The following is a 22,333-nucleotide window of genomic DNA, read 5'->3' as shown; positions in this document are numbered from 1 at the left end:
GAGCATTAGGCTCCCTTTTTTCTTTTTAATGCCTTGCTACTTTCAGTACATTTTAGGTTCGGTATTCGGCTTAAAAGGCACGATATTTTCAGGCAGAGATTCTTCAAAGCCGCTGCGCCCTTCGAGTGCATCTTGGAACTTACAGACCTGACAGCGCAACTCTTGCATGAGCACGACATTGGCATGGTGTGGGTTTTTACAGCGACTAACCACTAAGTCGATGTGACTTTGTTGAGCGCGAAGCCTACCTTGCATGGTCTCTGAAGCCGAACAAATCATCTGTTCGCACATCTCGTGTTTGAATTGGTTGAATGCTTTAGGATCGCTTTTCGCGAGTTGGACAAGTTCGTCAAAGGGTGGCAGTTTTTGAGCGGGTTGAGGATGCGCCATCATTCCTTCCTTAGCATTAAGCGTGTTTCATATGCTATAAGCTTAAGAAAGAAAACTGTACAAATTTTAATCTATTTGCATTTTCTCAATATTGAGACAGCATCAACCGTTTATCGTTACGATCAAAGTGCGGGTGTTAAGGTGTAAGTGCAGCGTCTCTCGCCAGCAATTATGTGCTCTGTACGGCTTACGTGGCACTCATCTTTTAGTAACTCAGTAAACACATTGAGCTCAGATTGGCACAGGCTAGGGCAGCGAGTTGCAGCCTTGCAGATAGGGCAGTGGTTCTCAATCAAGATGTAGTGATCGTCATGCTCTTGAAGCTCTGCCATGTAGCCTTCGTCTTCACGAAGCTGGGTGAGTTTTTTAAGTTTGCTGATGAGTGAATCACAGTCAGATAGCGCAGTTTGATACTGCTTTAGTGTGTGTTGTTCACGCTCGGCCGCAACCTTAGCCAGCCCTTCTTTACCAAATAGATTTTCCACAGCATCAATCACTTGAATAGTGAGTTCACCATGTCGGTCTGTAAATTGGCTGTGGCCTTGTTGAGTCAGGGACCAGTGGCGAGTCGGGCGACCCACCTTCACTTTCACATCATGAAACGCAAGAATACCGTCATCTTCCAGGCTTTGCAGATGTTGCCTTGCACCCATTGTCGTCATGCCAAATTCTTCTGACAGTTGTTTCGCGGTTACCGCGCCTTGACGCTTAATGGTCTGTAAGATTTTGTCGCTTGTTTTCATACTATCCCTACCTCATGAACCTTACTATTATGAGGCAAGGTGTTTATAAAGCAAACCATTTACTATATTGATGATGATTTACTCTATAGCTCGCGTTTTACTTTATAGCTCGCGTTTTACTCTATCGGCAGCCATGGTGAGATTCTGGTGCGCCAATAAAAACAAAAGGCTGATACTTGGTATCAGCCTTCGAATATTCTGTTTCACCGAGTTTAGACTTACAGGATATGACCTACTACTTCTGGATCTTTACGCTCTAGGTAGTGGATAGATTTGATGCGGCGAATCGTACGGCAGCGGCCACGGATAAGCAGAGTTTCTGTGGTTGCGATATTACCCTGACGAGTAATGCCTTCTAGTAAGTCACCCTTAGTGATGCCCGTTGCTGAGAATACAACGTTGTCGCTGCGTGCCATGTCTTCCATCTTCAACACGATACCCGCCGTTACGCCCATTTCTGCGCAGCGCTCAAGTTCAAGTTCACCGTGCTTACGGTTTTCTGCTGTGTCGCCTTTCACTTCGTGACGAGGTAGAAGACGACCGTGCATATCACCATCAAGTGCGCGAATTACCGCGGCAGAAACCACACCTTCAGGTGCGCCGCCGATGCAGTACATGACGTCCACTTCGCTGTCTGGCATACACGTTAAGATAGAAGCCGCAACATCACCGTCTGGCACAGCGAATACACGAACGCCCATAGCTTGCATGTCGGCGATGACTTGATCGTGACGAGGCTTTGCCAGTGTGGTTACGACTAGAGTATCGAGTGTTTTACCTAGTGCTTTCGCAATGTTTTCTAGGTTTTCTGTTAGTGGTAGTTCTAGGTCAATCACGCCTTTAGCACCTGGGCCTACAACCAACTTCTCCATGTACATATCAGGCGCTTTAAGGAAGCTGCCTTTTTCGCCTGCAGCCAATACAGCCAATGCATTTGATTGGCCCATAGCTGTCATGCGTGTCCCTTCAATTGGATCAACTGCGATGTCGACAGCGTCGCCGCCCACACCTACGTTTTCGCCGATGTACAGCATAGGTGCATCATCGATCTCACCTTCGCCGATAACAATCTCACCGCTAATTTCGGTTTTGTTTAATAGGCTACGCATTACTTCTACAGCAGCGCCATCTGCAGCGTTTTTATCGCCACGGCCAAGCCACTTGTAACCAGCTAGTGCTGCACCTTCTGTGACACGAGAGAATGACATTGCTAAATCGCGTTTCATGCGGACTCCAAAATTTTCAAAGGGGGAATAGAAATTTCGCGGCGAATTTTACCATATCCAAAAGGAAACGTTTGCCTTTTTGTTTTTTGGAGATTGCTCTCGATCAATTCGCAGTGGAAAACAGTTATTATTCATCAAAATAATCGGTTTGCCGTTGTGTCGCTAATCGTTCACGTCAATATTCGGTAAAAAGCGCTGTTTTTTTCATCGAATGGCGCAAAATATCGAATATATTGAGTGTTTATCCTTGCTCTGCTGAGTAGAATGGGGAAATAAGTGGAGTGAACCTTCACCATCAAACGGATAACTTAAAGGTAGGCCAGAATGTCTTTTGAAGTACTAGAGCAGCTAGAAGCAAAAATTCAAACAGCAGTAGATACAATTGCACTTCTTCAAATGGAAGTGGAAGAGCTTAAAGAAGAGAAACAAGCACTAGCAACAGAAGCTGGTGAGCTAAAAGCAAGCCGTCACGAACTAGAGCAAAAAACTCAGCAAATGCAGGAAGAGCATTCAGCATGGCAAGATCGCATCCGTAACCTTCTTGGTAAAATGGATGAAGTAGAGTAATCGACTCTTCAGATTTAAAAAAACGCCCGCTACTCAGTAGCGGGCGTTTTTGTTTGCGTTCTAATACTTCGTATTCTTATGCTTTGTTTTAGTATTCAAAGCCGAGTGAGTTACTCGACCTCTTCTTCCTCAACATCCAGATCGAGTTCTACATCTAGAGGTTCGGCTGAAAGAATGATACCGGTGTTGTCGGCGTAGAGGTAATCTTCTGGTAAGAAGGTCACGCTACCAAAGTTCACTGGAACGTCTAACTCACCGACACCCTCTTGGCTCGCACCAACGGGAATAGAAGCCAAGGCTTGGATGCCTAAGTTCATGTCTTCAAGCTCATCGACTTCACGAACACAGCCGTAAACCACAATACCTTCCCACTCATTGTCTTCGGCAAGTAGGGCAATCTCAGCATCAATCAGCGCTTTACGCAGTGAGCCACCACCGTCGATTAACAACACACGCCCCAGACCATCTTGCTCTAGTACAGAGCGAATCAAAGCGTTGTCTTCAAAACACTTTAATGTCGTGATCTGTCCTGCGAAGGATGCTCGTCCACCGAAGTTGCTGAACATTGGTTCCACGACATCAACTTGATCCAAATATATGTCGCACAGTGCTGAAGTGTTGTATTCCATTCGTATACCTTTTGAACAATGAGCTTACTTTGAGTATATCGGTGCTTGATCCCTTTGCAATGATTAGTCTCATTTAACTCAATAGAGTTTGAGCTACGACAACCCCTGCAAACAATAGGTTAGTGACCAGTGAGCATTTCACAATCACTGGCATCATTGGTGCAATCTGCGCGGGTTTTTCGGTTTCCCAAACAGCTTTGCCATGTTTATAAACAATAATAATACTCAGTAAAAACGGCAGGCTGATCCAGGCTGGCTTTTCTTGAATCAGTAGGTAAATAGCGAAAGACGCAAGGGCGAGACCAAGCAAGGCGAAATGATAGTGCTTAGCTTTGCGCTGTCCTAGGCGAACTGCCATGGTACGTTTACCACATTCGCTGTCGTTTTCGATATCGCGCATGTTGTTGATATTGAGTACCGCAACCGCCATCAGTCCGCAGCCCAGTGCAGGGAGAAACAGGCTTGGTTCAACATGGCCAGTGTGCAAGAAGTAAGTCCCCGATACACCTAACAAACCGAAGAAGATAAACACCGATAAGTCGCCAAGGCCGATATAGCCATAAGGTTTATTACCGACGGTGTAAGCGATGGCTGCAACAATGGCTAATACGCCTAATGCAATGAAAGATAAGATACTTTCAATCGAGGTTAAGGCGTGAAAAATAAGAATCAGCCCAGCGACCATGGTAAACACGATGTTGAGAATGATCGCTTGCTTCATGGTTTTCGCTGTTACCGCGCCAGATTGCATGGCGCGTGTTGGTCCCAGGCGATTTTCGTTGTCTGTGCCCTTAACTGCGTCGCCATAGTCATTGGCTAGGTTCGACAGAATCTGTAATAGGGTGGCGGTTAGAAAAGCCAGTAGTGCTATCGATAAAGAAAACTGACCGCCGGCGAACGCTAAACTACTTCCTGTAAGAATAGAGACGAGTGCAAGAGGCAGAGTTTTTGGTCGTGCGGCATCAAGCCAAATCAGTAGAGATTGTTTCATCGTAGGTCTATTTCTTTGTAAGTCTTCGTTTCAAACTGTGATTTGAGTATACGCCCATTTTTCGGGTAATAAAAAGCCCACTCGAAAGTGGGCCTTGAATTCGCTTATTAGCTGCTATTTCTTTGAGATAGAGCAATAAGTTGGAGTTTGGTGTGCTACAGGATGAAGCGACTTAAGTCTTCGTCTTCTACGAACTCACCAAGTTTCGACGTTACGTAAGCTTCATCAATAACAAGCTTGCTGCCAGCTTTGTCTGTTGCTTCGAATGAAATCTCATCCATTAGACGCTCCATTACCGTGTGTAGACGACGCGCACCGATGTTCTCAGTGGTTTCGTTTACGCGCCATGCTGCGTCCGCAATCTGGTTGATGCCATCTTCAGTGAACTCAATGCTCACATCTTCTGTTTTCATTAGGGCAATGTATTGCTCTGTTAGAGATGCTTTTGGTTCAGTCAGGATGCGTTTGAAGTCATGCGCTGATAGTGCTTCAAGTTCTACGCGGATTGGTAGACGACCTTGTAGCTCAGGGATCAGGTCAGATGGCTTAGCCACTTGGAATGCGCCTGATGTGATAAACAAGATGTGGTCAGTTTTAACCATGCCGTGCTTGGTTGATACTGTGCTGCCTTCGATAAGAGGCAGTAGGTCACGCTGAACACCTTCGCGAGATACGTCTGGGCCTGAGCTGTCGCCACGCTTACAGATTTTGTCGATCTCATCGATGAATACGATGCCGTTGTTTTCAGCGTTGAAGATCGCGTTCTCTTTTAGCTCTTCTTGGTTCACAAGCTTTGAAGCTTCTTCTTCCGTCAGTGCTTTGAATGCGTCTTTGATTTTCATCTTACGCTTTTTCTTGGTGTCGCCTGCTAGGTTTTGGAACATGCCTTGCAGCTGGTTTGTCATCTCTTCCATGCCTGGAGGTGACATGATTTCAACGCCCATTTGCGGCGCGGCTACATCAACTTCGATCTCTTTGTCGTCTAACTTACCTTCACGCAGTTTCTTGCGGAAAATCTGGCGAGTGTTTGAAGAGGTGGTGTCTTCTGTTGATTGCTCGTTCTGACCCCAAGCATCACGTGCTGGTGGTAGAAGGGCATCAAGAATGCGTTCTTCAGCTTGTTCTTCAGCGCGGTACTGTACTTTCTCCATCGCTTGTTGGTGTGTCATCTTGATTGCAACGTCCGTTAGATCACGGATGATTGTCTCAACTTCTTTACCAACGTAGCCAACTTCGGTGAACTTAGTCGCTTCTACCTTGATGAAAGGCGCGTTTGCTAATTTCGCTAGGCGGCGAGCAATTTCAGTTTTACCGACACCTGTTGGGCCAATCATTAGGATGTTCTTTGGTGATACTTCAACACGCAGGCTTTCTTCAAGCTGCATACGACGCCAGCGGTTACGCAGAGCGATAGCTACTGAACGCTTAGCGTTGTCTTGGCCGATAATGTGGCGATTGAGTTCGTGAACAATTTCGCGAGGAGTCATCTCAGACATGGTTTTTCCTTAATTCTTTAATCACTGTTGAATACAACGTTATTGATGGAAGCGGTCGTTACTCTGGCTTTGGCAGCTCAACGGTGCTTTCTAGTTCTTCAATAGTGTGGTGATGGTTGGTGAAGACACAGATGTCGCCCGCAATGTTCAGCGACTTTTCTGCGATTTCACGCGCATCTAAATCAGTATTTTCTAATAGTGCAGTAGCTGCTGCTTGAGCGAAGTTACCGCCCGAACCGATCGCAATCAGGTCGTTCTCAGGTTGAACGACGTCACCGTTACCTGTGATGATCAGTGAAGCGGTCTCATCCGCTACTGCTAACAGTGCTTCTAACTTACGTAGAGCACGGTCGCTACGCCAATCCTTCGCCAGCTCAACGGCAGCTTTGGTTAGGTGACCTTGGTGCATTTGCAGCTTGCTTTCAAATTTTTCGAATAGCGTGAAAGCATCAGCGGTACCGCCAGCAAAACCTGCCAGTACTTTGTTGTTGTATAGGCGACGTACTTTACGGGCATTGCCCTTCATTACAGTGTTGCCTAGAGATACTTGTCCATCACCCGCGATGACGACTTTATTATTACGACGTACAGATACAATGGTAGTCACGAGTAGGGCCTCTTAATATTTCTTATCTTTGGGTATAAAAAGTATATGAGGATGGCGCTCGGATAATTCAAGGAAGGGTGAGTGATGTCGTGCAAACTTATCGGCGGAAGTTGTAAGGAAATTTGGTTAAAGGGGAGGGGATAAAAGAAAACCTCCACAGTGGGAGGCTTTCGGTGTTTGGTTTTCGGCTTTTACTAAGACCGAGACTGCCGCTGAATCTAAATTACTCGGTGTCTTTCCAAATAGCACAAGGTTCGATTTTCGCTCGTTGCAGCTTATGGCGATCTCGCTCTGCGTCACGCTTCAACTTGTATGGACCTAGAACCACACGGTACCAGCTACTGCCATCTTTCTTGCGGATCTCACTCGAGATACCTTGGAAGGCAATATCCAACTTACGAGCTTCTGCCTGCGACGAGGTTTTGTAAGCGCCACACTGCATGATGTAAGGGATCTTCGAGATCTCTTGCTCTTTGGCTTTCACTTCGATTTCGCGGCTTGGCAGCGTTTCAACGTAGTCCCATTTCTCTTCAGGAGGCGGCGGAATCACTTTCGCTGGTTTTGGCTTAGGTTTTGGTTTGGTTACCACAGGAGCAGGTGCTGGCGGCTCAGGATCATTACTCAATAGGTAAAGTCCGTAACCAAAACCACCGGCAAGGAGGATCGCCAAAAGACCACTGCGCCAAGGTTTACGGCGAGGGGCTTGTTTTTTGGTCGGCTTTTTCGTACCACGACCGCGCTTTACATAATCTCTATTAGCCACAAGACATTTCAATAGTTGCTGATTCTGCCCTCATGGTAATCCAGATTGCGCGAGGATAATAGTGCAGAAATGGAAGCGGCACATCAAAATGTGCCGCAGATTTGTAAGGGTATTTTTGAAGGTTACATTCGAGGTGGTGCTGTACTGCCTCGAACCACTAATTTAGCTTCAAGCAGACGAGAACCTGCTTGCACATCGTTGCCTTTCAGTAGATCAAGCATCATCAACATCGCTTGGCGTCCAATCTCATAGCGAGGCTGAGAAATGGTAGTTAGCGGTGGATCGCAGTATTGAGCGAATTGGATGTCATCAAAGCCGACAATCGATAGGTCTTGAGGAACGCGTAAGCCCAGCTTCTTCGCTTCTTGAATCGCGCCAATGGCCATCGCGTCGTTATGACAGAAGATAGCTGTAGGCTGTTCAGGAAGTGCCAACAATTGACGAACCGCTTGAGCACCGGCTTCAAAAGTAAAGTCGCCGACAGTGCTATAGGCAGGGTTCATTGATACTCCAGCGCGACGCAGCGCTTGTTGATAGCCTTGTTGGCGGAACTTACACAGCGTTGCCGATACTGGCCCTGATATTTGAGCGATACGCTTATGACCTAACTGGGCTAGGTAGTTCACGGCTTCAAATGCAGAGGTCAGGTTATCGATGTGTACGGTAGGAAGTTCAAGTTCAGGGGCAAACTCACACGCCATCACCATTGGTGGTAAGTTCTTTTGTTCAGACTTACTGACGTCAAATGGATGGTCAGTGCCAAGCAATAGCATACCGTCAGCTTGTTTGGTGAAAACTAAGTTAACAAACGAAGACTCACGCTTCTTTTGTTGGCCGCTATCACCCAGTAAGACAAGGTAGTCATTTTCTACTGCGGCATCTTCGATACCACGAATGATCTCGGCGAAATAAGGGTCACAGATATCAGGAACGATAGTGATGATGGTTTTTGATTCGTTGCGACGTAAGTTTCTAGCTAATGTATTGGGTGAGTATCCAGCTTCAAGTACTGCTGTTTCCACTCGTTTACGAGTCGAAACTGAGACTTTCTCAGGGTTCATCAATGCACGTGATACCGTGGCTGTTGAGACGCCTGCTAGCTGGGCAACATCCTTCATTGTCGCCATAAATTAAACCCTCTTTTAAGTTCCTTTGTCGCCTAAGTATCTAAGGCGTGAATAATAAATGTAATCGAATAGATATTATGAAAGTGTTGCTAACACTTTTTTTATTGCAATATTTTATTCGTTTAATCCGTGTAAAGTTACGGCTAGATTAACAAAAATCACATGACTCGTGTGAACTTGCTCACGAGAAATATGAAATATTTGTGAACAAACTTATCATTAGTTTTAACCCGAAGGGGTTTAGCTCAGATCTTGCGGCTCTATGTCGAGTGACCAACGAACTTTTTTCGCGGCGGGTAACATATTAATTGCCGGCTTAGCGCTCATTAATAGCTTCTGCATTAACGAGCGAGTTTGAGTCTGTAAGATTAACTGCCAGCGCGATTTGCCTGCTCGTTTTGCTAATGGGGCTGGGGTTGGTCCTAGCACCATACAATATTGATCAAACAGCGGGTGCGATTCCAATGTGTGACGAACCTGACGCAAGAACTCTTCCACCAAGCGAGTGTCATTGGCTTCTGCTCTAAACAGAGTCATAAAGGTATAAGGCGGTAACATTGCCTGCTTACGTTCTGCCAGCGCCGTCTGAGCAAAGTGGTTGTAGTCTTTATGCAGCAAAGCTTGCAGCAACCCATGTTCTGGGTGGTGAGTCTGTAAGATCACCTCACCGGGTTTGCTTGCTCGTCCTGCGCGTCCCGCTACTTGGATGAATAGCTGGGCAAGACGTTCAGACGCTCGGAAGTCACTGCTATATAAAGAGCCATCGACATCCAATAACGCCACAAGTGTCACATCAGGGAAATGATGACCCTTAGCAAGCATCTGCGTGCCGATAAGAATTTGGAATTCACCCTTACGAATCGACTCGAGTGCGCTTTCTAAGCTGCCTTTACGGCGGGTGCTGTCGCGGTCAATACGAATGGTTTTGTATTCAGGGAATAGTTGGCTAAGCTGAGCCTCTAACTGCTCGGTACCGACACCCACTGTCACTAAGTTCGCAGACCCACAACCTTGGCAATTGTGCACGATATGCTGCTGAGAACCACAGTGGTGGCAGCGCATCTCATTACTGTATTGGTGATAGGTATAGTAAGCATCACAACGTTTACACTCGGCAGTCCAACCACAATCGTGACACATCAATGCGGGAGAAAACCCGCGGCGATTGAGGAACAGCATCACTTGGTTGCCTGCTTTGAGGTGTCTTTGCATCTCTGCAATCAACGACGCAGACAAGCCACTTTCTAGATATTCACCTTTAACATCCAATACCTTATTGGTGGTCGGCAGTGCGACACCCGCACGTGAAGTAAGGGTGAGATAACTGTATTTACCGATCTGAGCGTTGTGCAGTGTTTCAAAGGCCGGAGTCGCCGAGCCTAACACAACCGGGATCTGCGCTTTATGAGCACGCATGATCGCCACATCACGAGCGTGGTAGCGAAGGCTGTCTTGCTGTTTATAAGAAGCATCGTGTTCTTCGTCGACAATGATAATGCCTAGATCAGCAAACGGCGTGAACAGAGCTGAACGGGTACCAATCACGATGCCCGCTATTTTATCGCGTGCCGATAACCAAGCATTCAGTCGCTCAGAATCGTTTAAACCCGAGTGGATAACCTCAACAGGCACATTAAAGCGTCGCTTAAAGCGGTTAATCGTTTGAGGGGTGAGGCCAATCTCAGGCACGAGTACTAACGCTTGTTTACCTTGATCGAGAATCGGCTTAATCATATTCAGGTAAACCTCGGTCTTACCTGAGCCAGTGACGCCTTCTAACAGGAAACAACCAAAGTCGGTTTGGCTATTTACGGTCGCAATCGCGATGGCTTGTTCAGCATTGAGCTTAGGTTTGTCTTGGTCGTTTTCAAGATCAACTGGCCACGGCTGACGCTTCGGCTTTTTCTCTACCGATTCAATCCAGCCTTTCTCTTCTAGTGTCTTGAGTACGGCGCTGCCAACTTCTTCATCAATGAACTCTTGATGGGGAACGGGGCCTTGCTCAAGCATGTGCATCACTTTGGCTTGTTTGACTGCGCGACCAAAACCTTGCATCAGTTGGTCTTTGCCTGATGGCGTTAACTGCCACTCAACCAGCGTTGCGAAGTCGGCGGCTTTGCCTTTTCTTAGAGCACTCGGAAGGGCGTTAGCAAAGGTTTCGCCAAGAGGGTACTGATAAAATTGACTGCACCACATTAACAGTGAATAGACAGATTCCGGCCAAACAGGCTGATTGTCTAATAGGGCTTTAATGGGTTTGAGCTTATCGAGCTCGAATTCAGATTCGTTAACCAGAGCCGTTACAATACCGGTTAAGGTTTGTCGTCCAAAAGGCACAGAGACTCGTCCACCAATAATAGGAAATAGGTGGCTAGGAATCTTGTAATCGAACTGCTTGTCGAGTGGAACAGGCAGTGCCACGCGGGCAATCATTGGACGCATAAAGGGACGGCTTTATCTGAATTGACGAGAGCGAACAGTCTAAAGGATAAGGCGGTTAAATTCGAGAAGCAGTTTGGATGAAGGCGGCGAGTTAACGTATACAGACAACGACAGCTCGAAATCTCAGGCCGATAAAGGAAATAAAGAGAGAATTGGTGAAAAATGTATCAAATCAGTTGATCCTGCCTTATAGATTCATTACTATACTGCGCCTTAAAGGTATGGCTTCATCACTCTTTTGTGTCGATGCGGTGTCTTTATTTCTTTTTTAAACTACGTGTGGTGTGCGGCTTAGAATCGTATAGCGACACGGCCTACTTGAGGTTATCCCATGAAAGCTGGAATCCACCCAGAATACAAAGCAGTTACTGCAACTTGTTCTTGCGGCAACACATTTGAGTTCAACTCAACTCTTGCAAAAGAATCTATCCACCTAGACGTATGTGACAAATGTCACCCGTTCTACACTGGTAAGCAACGTATCGTAGATACTGGCGGCCGTGTTGATCGCTTCAACAAGCGTTTCGGTGCTCTTTCTAGCAAGAAGTAATTCTCGCTATTTAGACATGAAAAAGGACACTTCGGTGTCCTTTTTTGTTGCCTGAAATTTAAGAAAGCACTGATTTTCATTCAAGCTTCAATCCCGCCCAACGATTAAGGTGCCTACCTTTCTATTGCAGGGCAATTCCTTGCGAATCTCTCTTCACCAAAATTCAGCTCGAAAGTTCAACAAGCGACAGTAATTTCAACTGCTCACTGGTCTTATTAGTAGTGAAATCTCGTTTTTTAATGAGACAGAGGCTCCAACCACCTAGGAACTTTGAAGTACATCCATTAACATGAACAAGATCCCCCAAATAATAATATCCTAGGAACCTACACCTATGTCTGAAGACAGCAGCCAAGCTCAATCCTCTCAAGAATTATCGCCTCAAGAACAATTCCGTCAGCAAGCTCTTGATTATCATGAGTTCCCGATTCCAGGCAAAATTGCCGTAGAACTGACGAAGCCTGCAAACTCTGCAGAAGACCTAGCACTTGCATACAGCCCTGGTGTGGCTGAGCCTGTTCGCGAGATCGCACAGAACGTTGATAACGTCTATAAGTACACAGGTAAGGGCAACATGGTTGCTGTTATCTCTAACGGTACAGCGATTCTTGGCCTAGGTAACCTTGGTCCTATTGCTTCTAAACCTGTAATGGAAGGTAAAGCGCTACTGTTTAAGCGTTTTGCTGGTTTAGATTCTATCGATATTGAAGTAAAACACCGCACAATCGATGAGTTCGTTGATACGGTTGCGAATATTGCAGATACATTCGGCGGTATTAACCTGGAAGACATCAAAGCACCAGACTGTTTTGAGATTGAACGTCGTCTGATTGAGCGTTGTGATGTACCAGTATTCCACGATGACCAACACGGTACTGCGATTGTAACAGCAGCAGGTATGCTTAACGCGATCGAGCTTCAAGGTAAGAAGCTAGAAGAGTGTAAGATCGTTTGTCTAGGTGCTGGCGCAGCAGCGGTTGCGTGTATGGAACTACTGATTAAGTGTGGCGCTCAGCGTGAGAAGATCTACATGCTTGACCGTAAAGGTGTGATCCACACTCGTCGTGACGACCTAAACGAATACAAAGAGCTGTTCGCTAACAACACAGATAAGCGTACGCTTGAAGATGTTATCGAAGGCGCTGACCTGTTCTTGGGCGTATCAGGTCCTAACCTGCTTCCAGCTGAAGCACTAACGCTAATGGCTGATAAGCCAGTTGTGTTTGCATGTTCAAACCCAGATCCAGAGATCAAGCCAGAGCTTGCTCACGAAGTTCGTTCTGACCTTATCATGGGTACAGGCCGCAGTGATTACCCTAACCAAGTAAACAACGTACTTTGTTTCCCATTCATTTTCCGTGGTGCACTAGACGTGCGTGCAAGCGAAATCAATGACGAAATGAAGCTGGCAGCGGTTAAAGCGATTCGTGAACTGGCGAAAGAAGAAGTTCCGGCTGAAGTACTGGCAGCGGCGGGTGAAACTGCACTGGAATTTGGTAAAGGCTACATTATTCCTAAGCCAATGGACCCACGTCTACTTCCTCGCGTAGCAAAAGCAGTAGCAGAAGCGGCTGTTGAATCTGGCGTTGCTCGTATCGAAATGCCTGCTAACTACATGGCGTAGTAGCTGCTGCTCAATTGAGCGCAAAAGAATAATAAAAAACCGACTCATTGGGAGTCGGTTTTTTTATGTCTATCATTCACAGCGCAGTCATAAAAATAATGCGCGATGTGATAAATAAGGTTCAGCTAGAGCGAATCAATAATGAAGGCAGTGACTGAGTTGTTTTTATTCTTCGTCAAACGCTTCGAACTCGATACCCATCTCTGTCATCAGCTTTTTCACTTCAGCAGGAATATCGTCTGGGCGGTCTTTACGAAGGTCTTCATCCGTTGGTAGTGGTTGGCCTGTGTACGCATGTAGAAAGGCTTCGCACAGTAGCTCACTGTTTGTTGCATGGCGTAGGTTGTTAATCTGGCGGCGAGTACGCTCGTCAGTTAGAACCTTTAACACTTTTAGAGGGATAGAAACTGTAATCTTCTTTACTTGTTCGCTTTTCTTTCCATGCTCAGCATATGGGCTTATGTATTCACCATTCCAGTCGGCCATTGCGTACCTTCATCACTTTAGTTGTTAGAATAAATTAATAGTGGTGATTTTAGCGGGATTTACCGCCATAAGCAAAGACATATAGACGTCTAGAAGTGTTGACGTCTCACGTTTATGAAAGTAAAGTGAATAACATATATCTAACACAGCCGCAAAATGCCGACAAGCAGCTGTGATTCTCAGACGCAAAACTTGTAAGGAAGCACCTATGAGCAGCCGGAAGCCAGCAACAATCGCAGTACGTACTGGTATCGAGTCAGACACGCAACACCATGCCGTTGTCCCACCTATTTATCTTTCGACTAACTATGGGTTTCCCGCTTTTGGTGAAGTGCCAAAGTACGATTACACCCGTTCTGGTAACCCAAACCGTGGTTTACTAGAAACGGCACTGTTTGAGCTTGAATCGGGCAAAGGCGCGGTGGTCACTAACTGTGGTACTTCGGCGCTTAACTTATGGATTTCTGCTTTCTTAGGCGGCGATGATCTTATTATCGCACCACACGACTGCTACGGCGGTACTTATCGTCTGTTTAACACTCGCTCGCTAAAAGGTGACTTCAAAGTTCTGTTTGTTGATCAATCGGATCAAGCGGCGCTGGATGCGGCGATCGCGCTTAAGCCAAAGTTGATCTTAATTGAAACACCATCGAACCCTTTGGTTCGTGTAGTGGATATTGCAGAAACTTGTCGTAAAGCGAAAGAGGTTGGTGCTCTGGTTGCTGTCGACAACACGTTTTTGACTCCTGTGTTCCAAAAGCCTTTAGAGCTGGGTGCGGATTTTGTTATTCACTCAACCACTAAGTACATCAACGGACACTCGGATGTTATTGGTGGCGTTGTAGTTACAAAAACTGAAGAGCACGCTGAAGAGCTAGCATGGTGGGGCAACTGTATTGGTGCGACCGGCACACCATTTGATAGCTACATGACTCTACGTGGTATTCGTACGTTAGGTGCGCGTATGCGAGTTCACGAAGAGAGTTCACGTGAAATTCTGGCGTCTCTGCAGCAGCAAGATCTCGTTGGCACTATTTATCACCCAAGCCTTCCTGAACATCCGGGTCATGATATCGCGAAGAAGCAGCAGTCTGGCTTTGGTTCAATGCTGAGCTTTGAGTTTGCAGGTTCATTTGAAGCGCTTAAATACTTTGTTGATAAGTTAGATCTATTCTCTTTGGCGGAATCACTGGGCGGTGTGGAAAGCTTAATCTGCCACCCTGCGTCGATGACTCACCGTGCGATGGGCGAAGAAGCACTGGCAGAAGCCGGTGTTTCTCAACAGTTACTGCGTCTTTCTGTTGGCCTTGAAGATGCTGAAGACTTGATTGATGACCTCAAGCAAGCGTTTGAAAAAACACAAGGCTTTATCGCTGAAGGGGAGGGTTAATAATGGCAACCTTTCGCCAGCTACATAAATTTGGTGGTAGCAGCTTAGCGAATCCTGAGTGTTACCAACGCGTGGTCAACATTCTTAGAGAATACTCATCTGCCACTGACTTGGTCGTGGTATCGGCAGCGGGTAAAACAACGAACCGCTTGATTGAGTTTGTTGAAGCGCTCGACAAAGATGGTCGTATTGCCCATGAATGTTTGCAAGCACTTCGTCAGTTCCAACTTGAGCTGATTGAAGCGCTGCTTGAAGGTGAGTCTGCGGCTCAGCTAACGGCTACCATTCAACAAGAATTTACCGCTTTGGGTGAGCTAACAGCTCCTCTAAGCGAAGCGCAAAAAGCACAAGTGCTAGGACATGGTGAGGTTTGGTCTTCACGTCTATTAGCCGCTTTGTTGTGCCAACATGATTTACAAGCGGTTGCTCAAGATGCACGTGCCTTTTTGCGTGCAGAAGTGGGTGCTCAACCTGAAGTTGACCGCGCACGTTCTTACCCTCTAATTAAAGAAGCCTTAGCGCAGCATGCACATTGCCGCGTCGTGATTACTGGCTTTATGGCTCAAAACACTGAGGGTGAAACGGTTCTACTCGGCCGTAACGGTTCGGATTACTCTGCAACTGTGATTGGTGCTTTGGCTGAGGTTGAACGCGTAACGATTTGGAGTGACGTCGCTGGTGTATACAGCGCAGACCCTCGCTTGGTTTCGGATGCGTGTTTATTGCCTCTGCTTCGCCTTGATGAGGCGAGTGAACTCGCTCGTCTAGCGGCTCCAGTGCTTCATAGCCGAACGCTACAGCCTGTGGCTCAAAGTGCTATGGACTTAAGCTTACGCTGCAGCTATCAGCCAGAGGCGGGCTCTACACAGATAGAGCGTGTACTGGCATCGGGTCGCGGCGCAAAAATCATTACCTCTTTGGATGAAGTGCTTATCGTGCAGTTGACGTTTGGTCATGGCCATGATTTTGACCGTCTAGAGAGTGAAGTGCTTGAAGGGCTTAAGCGCGCTCAACTTGAGCCGCTTGCTTACGAGCTTGAACCGGACCAGCACTGTTTGCGCCTTGCTTACACAGAAGAGATCGCTGGTGGCGCTTTAGAATATCTGCAAGATCACGCGATTGAAGCTGAGATTAAGCTTAAAGAAGGTTTCTCTTTGATTGCTGCCGTGGGTGCTGGCGTGACTAAGAATCCGAACCATTGCTACGGTTTCTACCAACAGCTTAAGAGCTCGCCGGTTGAGTTCATCTCAGAAGCGAACTCAGGCTTAAGCTTGGTGGCAGTAATTCGTAAGAGTGAAACATCAAGCCTAGTGAAAGGCATTCACTCTCAACTGTTCCAAGCGCAGAAGCGTGTTGCGATTGCTTTGTGTGGTAAGGGCAACATTGGTTCAAGTTGGTTAAGCCTGTTTGCTGAGCAAAAAGCGGAACTTGAAAAACGTCGTGGAATGAACTTTGAATTGGTTGCCGTGGTTGATAGCCAAACCTATTGGTTCGACGATCAAGGCATTGATGCGACCTCAGTGAGTAAGTGTTTTGACGATGAAGCCATTGCCAATAATGGTAACGACTGGTTAGAGCGTTTAGGTTCTATTCAGGGCTACGATGAAGCGGTTGTGTTAGATGTTACGGCAAGCCCAGTGCTTGCAGCAAAATATCTGCAAGTCGCACAACAAGGTATTCACCTGATCTCGGCTAACAAGGTGGCTGGTTCTGCATCGAGCGAGTATTACCATCAAGTACAGGATGCTTTCGCTAAGATCAGCCGTCACTGGTTGTACAACGCGACCGTTGGTGCAGGCCTGCCGATTAACCACACAGTCAGAGACTTGCGTGAAAGTGGCGATGACATTATTGCGCTGTCAGGTATCTTTTCAGGCACGCTGTCTTGGTTGTTCCAACAGTTTGATGGCACAGTGCCATTCAGCGAGTTGGTCGACTTAGCATGGCAACAAGGCCTGACTGAACCAGACCCGCGTGCTGACCTAGATGGTTCAGACGTGATGCGTAAGCTGGTGATTCTAGCGCGTGAATCGGGTTTAGATATCGAACCTGAAAACGTCAAGGTGGAATCTCTTGTACCAACAGAGCTGCAAGAGCTATCAGTGGATGACTTCTTCGATAAAGCTTCTGTACTGAGCGAAGAGTTGGCTGAGCGTTTAGAGAAAGCACATTCTCAGCAGAAGGTTCTACGTTACGTAGCGCGTTTGGAAAAGAATGGTAAGGCAACCGTAGGCGTTGAAGCTCTGTCCAAAGAACATGCTCTGGCGAACTTGTTGCCTTGCGATAATATCTTTGCGATTGAGAGCAAATGGTACAAAGATAATCCATTGGTTATCCGTGGCCCGGGTGCAGGACGTGAAGTCACAGCTGGTGCAATTCAATCTGACCTAAACAGAATGTCTAGCCTGTTTTGATTTTCAGATCGGTTGGTTTAGTGTCTAAATAGCATACTATTCACTAAGATAAATCAGGCTGAAAGCACGATGTGTTTCTCAGCCTTTTTTCTTCCTTATTTCTGCTTTGCGACCCATCTAACGACTTGAGTTTTACTCACGATCTACTTGAAAAAAATTCATAATGGATCTGTTGACATTAAATCGTATTCAATACATTCTACAGACATATAGACGTCTAAACGTCGTTTAAGGATTTGAGTTTTTAGTGGTTGCTTTTGCCACAGGGAGAGTAAGATGGGATACACACACGCTAGTCATATCGACGCTTTAAATCAGAATATCGCTGAGCTTTCTGACAACATCAATGTGTCATTTGAGTTTTTTCCACCAAGCAATGAGAAGATGGAAGAGACCCTGTGGAATTCTGTTCACCGTCTTAAAACACTTCAACCAAAGTTTGTATCGGTAACTTACGGTGCAAACTCGGGCGAACGTGACCGTACCCACTCAATCATTAAAGAGATTAAGAACCAAACAGGCTTAGTTGCAGCACCGCACCTAACGTGTATTGATGCGAGTCGCGAAGAGCTGATTCAAATTGCCGACGATTACTGGGCGAATGGTATCGAGAGTATTGTTGCGTTGCGTGGTGATATTCCAGCAGGCGGCGGCGCGCCAGATATGTACGCATCTGACCTAGTCGAGCTACTTAAATCTCGCCACGATTTTGATATCTCAGTAGCGGCATTCCCTGAGGTTCACCCTGAAGCAAAAAGCGCTCAATCGGATCTTATTAACCTTAAGCGTAAAGTCGATGCGGGTGCTAACCGTGCTATCACTCAGTTCTTCTTCGATGTTGAAAGCTACCTACGTTTCCGAGACCGTTGTGTGGCGGCTGGTGTAGATGTTGAAATTGTTCCGGGCATCCTACCGGTTTCTAACTTCAAGCAAGCGTCTCGCTTTGCTGCGATGAACAACGTAAAAGTACCGGGTTGGATGGCGAAGCAGTTTGAAGGTTTGGATGATGATCCAACGACTCGTCAGCTTGTTGGTGCTAGCCAAGCAATTGATATGGTTCGTACACTGAGCCGTGAAGGTGTGAAAGACTTCCACTTCTACACGCTAAACCGTGCAGAAATGACTTACGCACTTTGCCACACATTAGGTGTTCGTCCACAAGTCGCTGCGCTTTAAGCAAAGTCTAAGAAGTAAAGCCTAAGTGCTTGTAAAAGCCTCTGGCTGTAAAATTTCAAATCCTATAGATACAAAAAAGGCTTGGACTCTAAGAGTTCAAGCCTTTTGCTATTCTAGCTTCTAGCTTAACTTAAGCAAGAGCGCCAAGTTCAAGCAGTACTTCTTCAGCCCATACAATCCATGCTTCACGGATAAGTAGGTTACGACGAAGAGTAAGACGCTCAAGGCGTGCTTGCTTGTCTAGAGTTGATGGCGTTGCGTAGTAAGCCGCTTCGATTTCACGGTAGTGAGAAACCAGTTTGCGAGACTCTTCTACTAGCTCAGCAAGTTGTACACGGTAAGCGTCAGAAGGTTGTACAGCACAAGCCATTAGCTTAGCTGAGAACTCGTCACGAACGGTTGGGTGTGCAGTTGGTTGTTCAAACCATTCACCTAGCGCGCCACGGCCAGCATCAGTGATAGAGTAAACTTTACGATCAGGTTTGCCTTCTTGAGGCTCAAGCACGCAAGTTACCTGGTCGTTCTGAGCCATTTTATTTAGCTCGCGGTAAACTTGTTGGTGGCTAGCTTTCCAGAAGTAACCAATGCTTGCGGAGAATTCTTTTGTGATATCGTAACCAGTAGCATCGCGTGTACTTAAAACGGTTAGAATTACGTGTGGTAATGACATGTCTGAAATCCAAATGGTAAACAGTAAACAAATACTTAAACAACAAGTGTGCTTCTAATGGCACGTTATATTGGTTATGTCTAAGTAGCACCAACTCATCGGTTGGTTATGTCACCTTACAAAGCCGTTTATCACCTAGGTTGACCAGTTTATTGGTCAAATTGCTGCAGATTATTTTTTTGGAGTGTTTCCGCAGCGGAGCAGTAGTATATCTAAATAATAAGCATAAAGTAGAATACATGGACAAAATAACCCAAAAAACTGACAAAATACTCACTAGTGGTTATTTTGCAAAATAAAAAGGTCGCGCGTGGCGACCTTTTGTTCTTTTTATAGTGGGAATCACTAATTAACCAGTGTTTCGCATACCTGCTGCAATGCCTGCAATCGTCACCATTAGCGCTTCTTCTAGCTCTGCTGGTGGTGTTTCACACTTACGAGTACGATAAAGCAGTTCTGCTTGAAGCATGTTTAGTGGCTCAACGTAGATGTTACGTAAGCGAATTGACTCAAGCCCCCAAGGGTCGCTCTGCATCAAGTTCTCGTTATTTTCTACATTCAGTACCGCTTTGATGTCTTTTTGTAGCTGTTCACGCAGTAACTCACCCAGAGGCAATAGCTCTTCGTCAACAAGACGTTGATCGTAGTACTTCGCAATTTCCATGTTGCACTTCGAGTACACCATTTCCAACATACCCAGACGAGTTGAGAAGAATGGCCATTCACGACACATCTCTTCCAGTAGCGCTTGATGGCCTTGGTCTACAGAGTATTGAATGGCTTCACCAGCACCTAGCCATGCAGGAAGTACCAAACGGTTTTGGCTCCAAGAGAAGATCCATGGAATTGCACGTAGGCTTTCTACGCCGCCATTCGGGTTACGTTTTGCAGGGCGAGAACCAAGAGGCAGTTTACCTAGCTCCAGTTCAGGCGTCGCTTGACGGAAGTAAGGTACGAATTTCTCTTCACCACGAACCACGTTACGGTAAGCCTCACAAGAGACTTGAGACAGCACTTCCATTAGGTCGCGCCACTCTTGTTTTGGCTCTGGTGGCGGCAGAAGGTTCGCTTCTAGAATCGCACTTGCGTAAAGGTTAAAGCTGTTTACAGCAACGTCTGGTAAACCAAGCTTAAAGCGGATCATTTCGCCTTGCTCAGTTACACGTAAACCGCCTTTCAAGCTCTTAGGTGGCTGAGAAAGAAGAGCAGCGTGCGCTGGCGCACCACCACGACCAACCGTACCGCCACGACCGTGGAATAGAGTCAGTTCAATGCCTTCTTCATCACAAACTTTAACCAGCTTGTCCATCGCGTCATACTGGGCCCAACCTGCAGACATTACGCCCGCATCTTTCGCTGAGTCAGAGTATCCGATCATCACCATTTGGTGGTTTTGGATAAATCCACGGTACAAGTCGATGCTCATTAGCTGTTTCATAACTGCTTCTGAGTTGTTCAAGTCGTCTAGTGTTTCGAACAGTGGGCACACATCCATGCGGTACGGGCAGCCACATTCTTGCAGTAGCAAGTGAACAGCCAGCACATCTGATGCAGTACGCGCCATAGAAATTACGTAAGCACCGAAGGCTTCACGAGGTTGAGCAGCAATGACCTTACAGGTGTCTAAAACTTCTTTAACCTGTTCTGATGGCTCCCAATCACGAGGAAGTAGTGGGCGCTTAGAGCTTAATTCATTGGTTAAGAAAGCAATTTTGTCTTGCTCGCTCCATTGGTCGTAATCGCCAATGCCTAGGTAGCGAGTCAGTTCAGATAGTACATCTGAGTGACGGGTGCTTTCTTGACGAACATCGAGACGCACTAGGTGCACACCGAATGCTTTTAGGCGACGTAGGGTATCAAGTAGAGAACCATCTGCGATTACGCCCATGCCACATTCGTGCAGCGATTGGTAACACGCGTAAAGTGGTGTCCAAAGTTGGTCGATGTTCTGCAGTGTTTCTTTCTTCGGTACTTCAGCATCATGCAGTTTTGCGTCAAGCACTTCTAGCGTGTTGCTCAGCAGAGTGCGTAGGCTCTTAAGGATTGCACGGTAAGCTTCGTGCTCATCACCTGCTAGTTCACGAACCGCATCATTACACTTAGTCATCGACAGCTCGGTAATCAGCTCATTAACGTCGCCTAGGTAAAGGTCTGCAGCTTTCCAGCGAGATAGGCGCAGCACTTCTTTAGTGATGGTGTGCGTTACGAATGGGTTACCATCGCGGTCACCGCCCATCCAAGATGAGAAGTGTACTGGGCGTGCATCGATCGGCAGGCCTTCACCAAGGTAGCCTTTTAGTCGGCCATCCATGTCGCGTAGAAAATCTGGTACTGCTTCCCATAGAGAGTTTTCTACAACCGCAAAGCCCCACTTAGCTTCATCAAGTGGCGTTGGGCGTTGTTGACGAATCACATCTGAGTGCCAACCTTGAGCGATAAGTTGCTCTAGGCGACGTTCGGTTTTCACGCGCTCTTTGTGTGATAGGTCGCTTAATTCTAATTTAGACAGACACTCGTTGATCTTAACCAGCTTGTTGATCATGGTGCGACGAGTGATTTCTGTTGGGTGTGCAGTCAAAACGAGTTCAATGTTCAGGTCGCGAACAGCTTGAGCCGCATCTAGCTTGCTGATGTCGTTTTGGTTTAATTTGGAAAATAGAGATTGCAGCACGTCTGGTTCGCAAACATGCTCCTCACAGTGGCGAGAGATGGTGTGGTACTGTTCTGCCATGTTGGTGAGGTTGAGAAATTGGTTAAATGCACGAGCAACAGGAGTGAGTTGTTCGTTCGGCAGGTTTTTGATTTCTTCAACTAGGCTGTCACGGTCAGCTTTGTTGCCTGCGCGGGCGGATTTGGAAAGTTTACGGATAGTTTCCACTTTCTCTAAGATAACGTCACCATGTGCATCTTGGATTGTGTTACCTAGCAAGCGTCCCAGCATGCTTACGTTACTCTTGAGAGCGGCGTATTTCTCGTTCATTGTCATCCTGCCTCGTAAAAAAATTACATCCATTGTTCCTTGTTAAGTACACAATCTAGCGA

19 protein-coding genes are annotated in these 22,333 nt (G+C 46.5%); 6 read left to right on the top strand and 13 right to left on the bottom strand.

Features of this window, described 5'->3' with window-relative positions:
* Positions 1 to 42 precede the first annotated feature (42 nt).
* The 3 genes from OC193_RS14515 to glpX all read right to left on the bottom strand — a co-directional run bounded on the left by OC193_RS14515 (position 43) and on the right by glpX (position 2,359).
* Positions 43 to 390, bottom strand: coding sequence for a DUF3135 domain-containing protein (locus OC193_RS14515; RefSeq protein ID WP_048659187.1), 348 nt, complete (start codon positions 388 to 390; stop codon positions 43 to 45).
* Between the two features lie 122 nt (positions 391 to 512).
* Positions 513 to 1,133, bottom strand: a complete 621-nt coding sequence (locus tag OC193_RS14510; protein ID WP_048659186.1) for a helix-turn-helix transcriptional regulator — start codon at positions 1,131 to 1,133, stop codon at positions 513 to 515.
* Between the two features lie 218 nt (positions 1,134 to 1,351).
* Complete coding sequence (gene glpX / locus OC193_RS14505) at positions 1,352 to 2,359, bottom strand: class II fructose-bisphosphatase (RefSeq protein ID WP_048659185.1); 1,008 nt, start codon at positions 2,357 to 2,359, stop codon at positions 1,352 to 1,354.
* A 324-nt stretch (positions 2,360 to 2,683) separates the two neighbouring features.
* Here glpX and zapB point away from each other — a divergent pair, with 324 nt between their 5' ends.
* Positions 2,684 to 2,926 (top strand): cell division protein ZapB, encoded by a 243-nt coding sequence (gene zapB, locus OC193_RS14500; protein WP_008219652.1) that lies wholly within the window; start codon positions 2,684 to 2,686, stop codon positions 2,924 to 2,926.
* Between the two features lie 110 nt (positions 2,927 to 3,036).
* Here zapB and rraA read toward each other — a convergent pair whose 3' ends face one another.
* The 7 genes from rraA to priA all read right to left on the bottom strand — a co-directional run bounded on the left by rraA (position 3,037) and on the right by priA (position 10,981).
* The gene (gene rraA, locus OC193_RS14495) at positions 3,037 to 3,555 is read right to left on the bottom strand and encodes a ribonuclease E activity regulator RraA (RefSeq protein WP_017071322.1); all 519 of its coding nucleotides are present in this window, start codon (positions 3,553 to 3,555) and stop codon (positions 3,037 to 3,039) included.
* A 73-nt stretch (positions 3,556 to 3,628) separates the two neighbouring features.
* Positions 3,629 to 4,546 carry a 1,4-dihydroxy-2-naphthoate polyprenyltransferase gene (locus OC193_RS14490; RefSeq protein ID WP_048659183.1) on the bottom strand — a complete coding sequence of 306 codons (918 nt, stop codon included), beginning with the start codon at positions 4,544 to 4,546 and terminating at the stop codon, positions 3,629 to 3,631.
* A gap of 155 nt (positions 4,547 to 4,701) precedes the next feature.
* Positions 4,702 to 6,042: an HslU--HslV peptidase ATPase subunit gene (gene hslU, locus OC193_RS14485; RefSeq protein WP_048605412.1), complete on the bottom strand. Its 1,341-nt coding sequence runs from the start codon at positions 6,040 to 6,042 to the stop codon at positions 4,702 to 4,704.
* 58 nt (positions 6,043 to 6,100) lie between these two features.
* Entirely contained in the window at positions 6,101 to 6,649 is a 549-nt protein-coding gene (hslV, locus tag OC193_RS14480; RefSeq protein ID WP_004729692.1) for an ATP-dependent protease subunit HslV, read from the bottom strand.
* 223 nt (positions 6,650 to 6,872) lie between these two features.
* Positions 6,873 to 7,412 carry an SPOR domain-containing protein gene (locus OC193_RS14475; protein WP_029405385.1) on the bottom strand — a complete coding sequence of 180 codons (540 nt, stop codon included), beginning with the start codon at positions 7,410 to 7,412 and terminating at the stop codon, positions 6,873 to 6,875.
* 122 nt (positions 7,413 to 7,534) lie between these two features.
* A complete protein-coding gene (gene cytR / locus OC193_RS14470; protein WP_048659182.1) occupies positions 7,535 to 8,539 on the bottom strand; it encodes a DNA-binding transcriptional regulator CytR in 1,005 nt (334 codons plus the stop codon).
* A gap of 240 nt (positions 8,540 to 8,779) precedes the next feature.
* Positions 8,780 to 10,981 carry a primosomal protein N' gene (priA, locus tag OC193_RS14465; RefSeq protein WP_048663012.1) on the bottom strand — a complete coding sequence of 734 codons (2,202 nt, stop codon included), beginning with the start codon at positions 10,979 to 10,981 and terminating at the stop codon, positions 8,780 to 8,782.
* A gap of 331 nt (positions 10,982 to 11,312) precedes the next feature.
* Between priA and rpmE the strand changes: the two genes are divergently transcribed.
* Both rpmE and OC193_RS14455 read left to right on the top strand, forming a co-directional pair.
* Positions 11,313 to 11,531 carry a 50S ribosomal protein L31 gene (rpmE, locus tag OC193_RS14460; protein WP_004737142.1) on the top strand — a complete coding sequence of 73 codons (219 nt, stop codon included), beginning with the start codon at positions 11,313 to 11,315 and terminating at the stop codon, positions 11,529 to 11,531.
* Between the two features lie 334 nt (positions 11,532 to 11,865).
* A complete protein-coding gene (locus OC193_RS14455) occupies positions 11,866 to 13,155 on the top strand; it encodes a malic enzyme-like NAD(P)-binding protein (protein WP_048663011.1) in 1,290 nt (429 codons plus the stop codon).
* 165 nt (positions 13,156 to 13,320) lie between these two features.
* Here OC193_RS14455 and metJ read toward each other — a convergent pair whose 3' ends face one another.
* Positions 13,321 to 13,641 (bottom strand): met regulon transcriptional regulator MetJ, encoded by a 321-nt coding sequence (gene metJ, locus OC193_RS14450; RefSeq protein ID WP_004415993.1) that lies wholly within the window; start codon positions 13,639 to 13,641, stop codon positions 13,321 to 13,323.
* Positions 13,642 to 13,849: 208 nt separating this feature from the next.
* On the opposite strand from metJ, the gene OC193_RS14445 reads away from it, so the two are divergent.
* The 3 genes from OC193_RS14445 to metF all read left to right on the top strand — a co-directional run bounded on the left by OC193_RS14445 (position 13,850) and on the right by metF (position 18,621).
* Positions 13,850 to 15,031, top strand: a complete 1,182-nt coding sequence (locus OC193_RS14445; RefSeq protein ID WP_048663010.1) for an O-succinylhomoserine (thiol)-lyase — start codon at positions 13,850 to 13,852, stop codon at positions 15,029 to 15,031.
* A 2-nt stretch (positions 15,032 to 15,033) separates the two neighbouring features.
* On the top strand, positions 15,034 to 17,445 hold the full coding sequence (locus OC193_RS14440) for a bifunctional aspartate kinase/homoserine dehydrogenase II (RefSeq protein WP_048663009.1): 2,412 nt from the start codon (positions 15,034 to 15,036) through the stop codon (positions 17,443 to 17,445).
* Between the two features lie 276 nt (positions 17,446 to 17,721).
* Positions 17,722 to 18,621, top strand: a complete 900-nt coding sequence (gene metF / locus OC193_RS14435) for a methylenetetrahydrofolate reductase (RefSeq protein ID WP_029405383.1) — start codon at positions 17,722 to 17,724, stop codon at positions 18,619 to 18,621.
* 130 nt (positions 18,622 to 18,751) lie between these two features.
* Here metF and OC193_RS14430 read toward each other — a convergent pair whose 3' ends face one another.
* Positions 18,752 to 19,291 (bottom strand): PadR family transcriptional regulator, encoded by a 540-nt coding sequence (locus OC193_RS14430; protein WP_017061141.1) that lies wholly within the window; start codon positions 19,289 to 19,291, stop codon positions 18,752 to 18,754.
* Positions 19,292 to 19,640: 349 nt separating this feature from the next.
* Entirely contained in the window at positions 19,641 to 22,277 is a 2,637-nt protein-coding gene (gene ppc / locus OC193_RS14425; RefSeq protein WP_196299427.1) for a phosphoenolpyruvate carboxylase, read from the bottom strand.
* Positions 22,278 to 22,333: the final 56 nt, after the last annotated feature.

The organism is Vibrio crassostreae (genome assembly GCF_024347415.1).
GTDB lineage: Bacteria > Pseudomonadota > Gammaproteobacteria > Enterobacterales > Vibrionaceae > Vibrio > Vibrio crassostreae.
This window is presented reverse-complemented; position numbering and strand designations above follow the sequence as displayed.

What these genes read in the sequence shown, in the direction of transcription:
- OC193_RS14515 (WP_048659187.1), bottom strand. Translation starts at nt 390, where the DNA reads ATGGCGCATCCTCAACCCGCTCAAAAACTGCCACCCTTTGACGAACTT.
- OC193_RS14510 (WP_048659186.1), bottom strand. Translation starts at nt 1,133, where the DNA reads ATGAAAACAAGCGACAAAATCTTACAGACCATTAAGCGTCAAGGCGCG.
- glpX (WP_048659185.1), bottom strand. Translation starts at nt 2,359, where the DNA reads ATGAAACGCGATTTAGCAATGTCATTCTCTCGTGTCACAGAAGGTGCA.
- zapB (WP_008219652.1), top strand. Translation starts at nt 2,684, where the DNA reads ATGTCTTTTGAAGTACTAGAGCAGCTAGAAGCAAAAATTCAAACAGCA.
- rraA (WP_017071322.1), bottom strand. Translation starts at nt 3,555, where the DNA reads ATGGAATACAACACTTCAGCACTGTGCGACATATATTTGGATCAAGTT.
- OC193_RS14490 (WP_048659183.1), bottom strand. Translation starts at nt 4,546, where the DNA reads ATGAAACAATCTCTACTGATTTGGCTTGATGCCGCACGACCAAAAACT.
- hslU (WP_048605412.1), bottom strand. Translation starts at nt 6,042, where the DNA reads ATGTCTGAGATGACTCCTCGCGAAATTGTTCACGAACTCAATCGCCAC.
- cytR (WP_048659182.1), bottom strand. Translation starts at nt 8,539, where the DNA reads ATGGCGACAATGAAGGATGTTGCCCAGCTAGCAGGCGTCTCAACAGCC.
- priA (WP_048663012.1), bottom strand. Translation starts at nt 10,981, where the DNA reads ATGCGTCCAATGATTGCCCGCGTGGCACTGCCTGTTCCACTCGACAAG.
- rpmE (WP_004737142.1), top strand. Translation starts at nt 11,313, where the DNA reads ATGAAAGCTGGAATCCACCCAGAATACAAAGCAGTTACTGCAACTTGT.
- OC193_RS14455 (WP_048663011.1), top strand. Translation starts at nt 11,866, where the DNA reads ATGTCTGAAGACAGCAGCCAAGCTCAATCCTCTCAAGAATTATCGCCT.
- metJ (WP_004415993.1), bottom strand. Translation starts at nt 13,641, where the DNA reads ATGGCCGACTGGAATGGTGAATACATAAGCCCATATGCTGAGCATGGA.
- OC193_RS14445 (WP_048663010.1), top strand. Translation starts at nt 13,850, where the DNA reads ATGAGCAGCCGGAAGCCAGCAACAATCGCAGTACGTACTGGTATCGAG.
- OC193_RS14440 (WP_048663009.1), top strand. Translation starts at nt 15,034, where the DNA reads ATGGCAACCTTTCGCCAGCTACATAAATTTGGTGGTAGCAGCTTAGCG.
- metF (WP_029405383.1), top strand. Translation starts at nt 17,722, where the DNA reads ATGGGATACACACACGCTAGTCATATCGACGCTTTAAATCAGAATATC.
- OC193_RS14430 (WP_017061141.1), bottom strand. Translation starts at nt 19,291, where the DNA reads ATGTCATTACCACACGTAATTCTAACCGTTTTAAGTACACGCGATGCT.
- ppc (WP_196299427.1), bottom strand. Translation starts at nt 22,277, where the DNA reads ATGACAATGAACGAGAAATACGCCGCTCTCAAGAGTAACGTAAGCATG.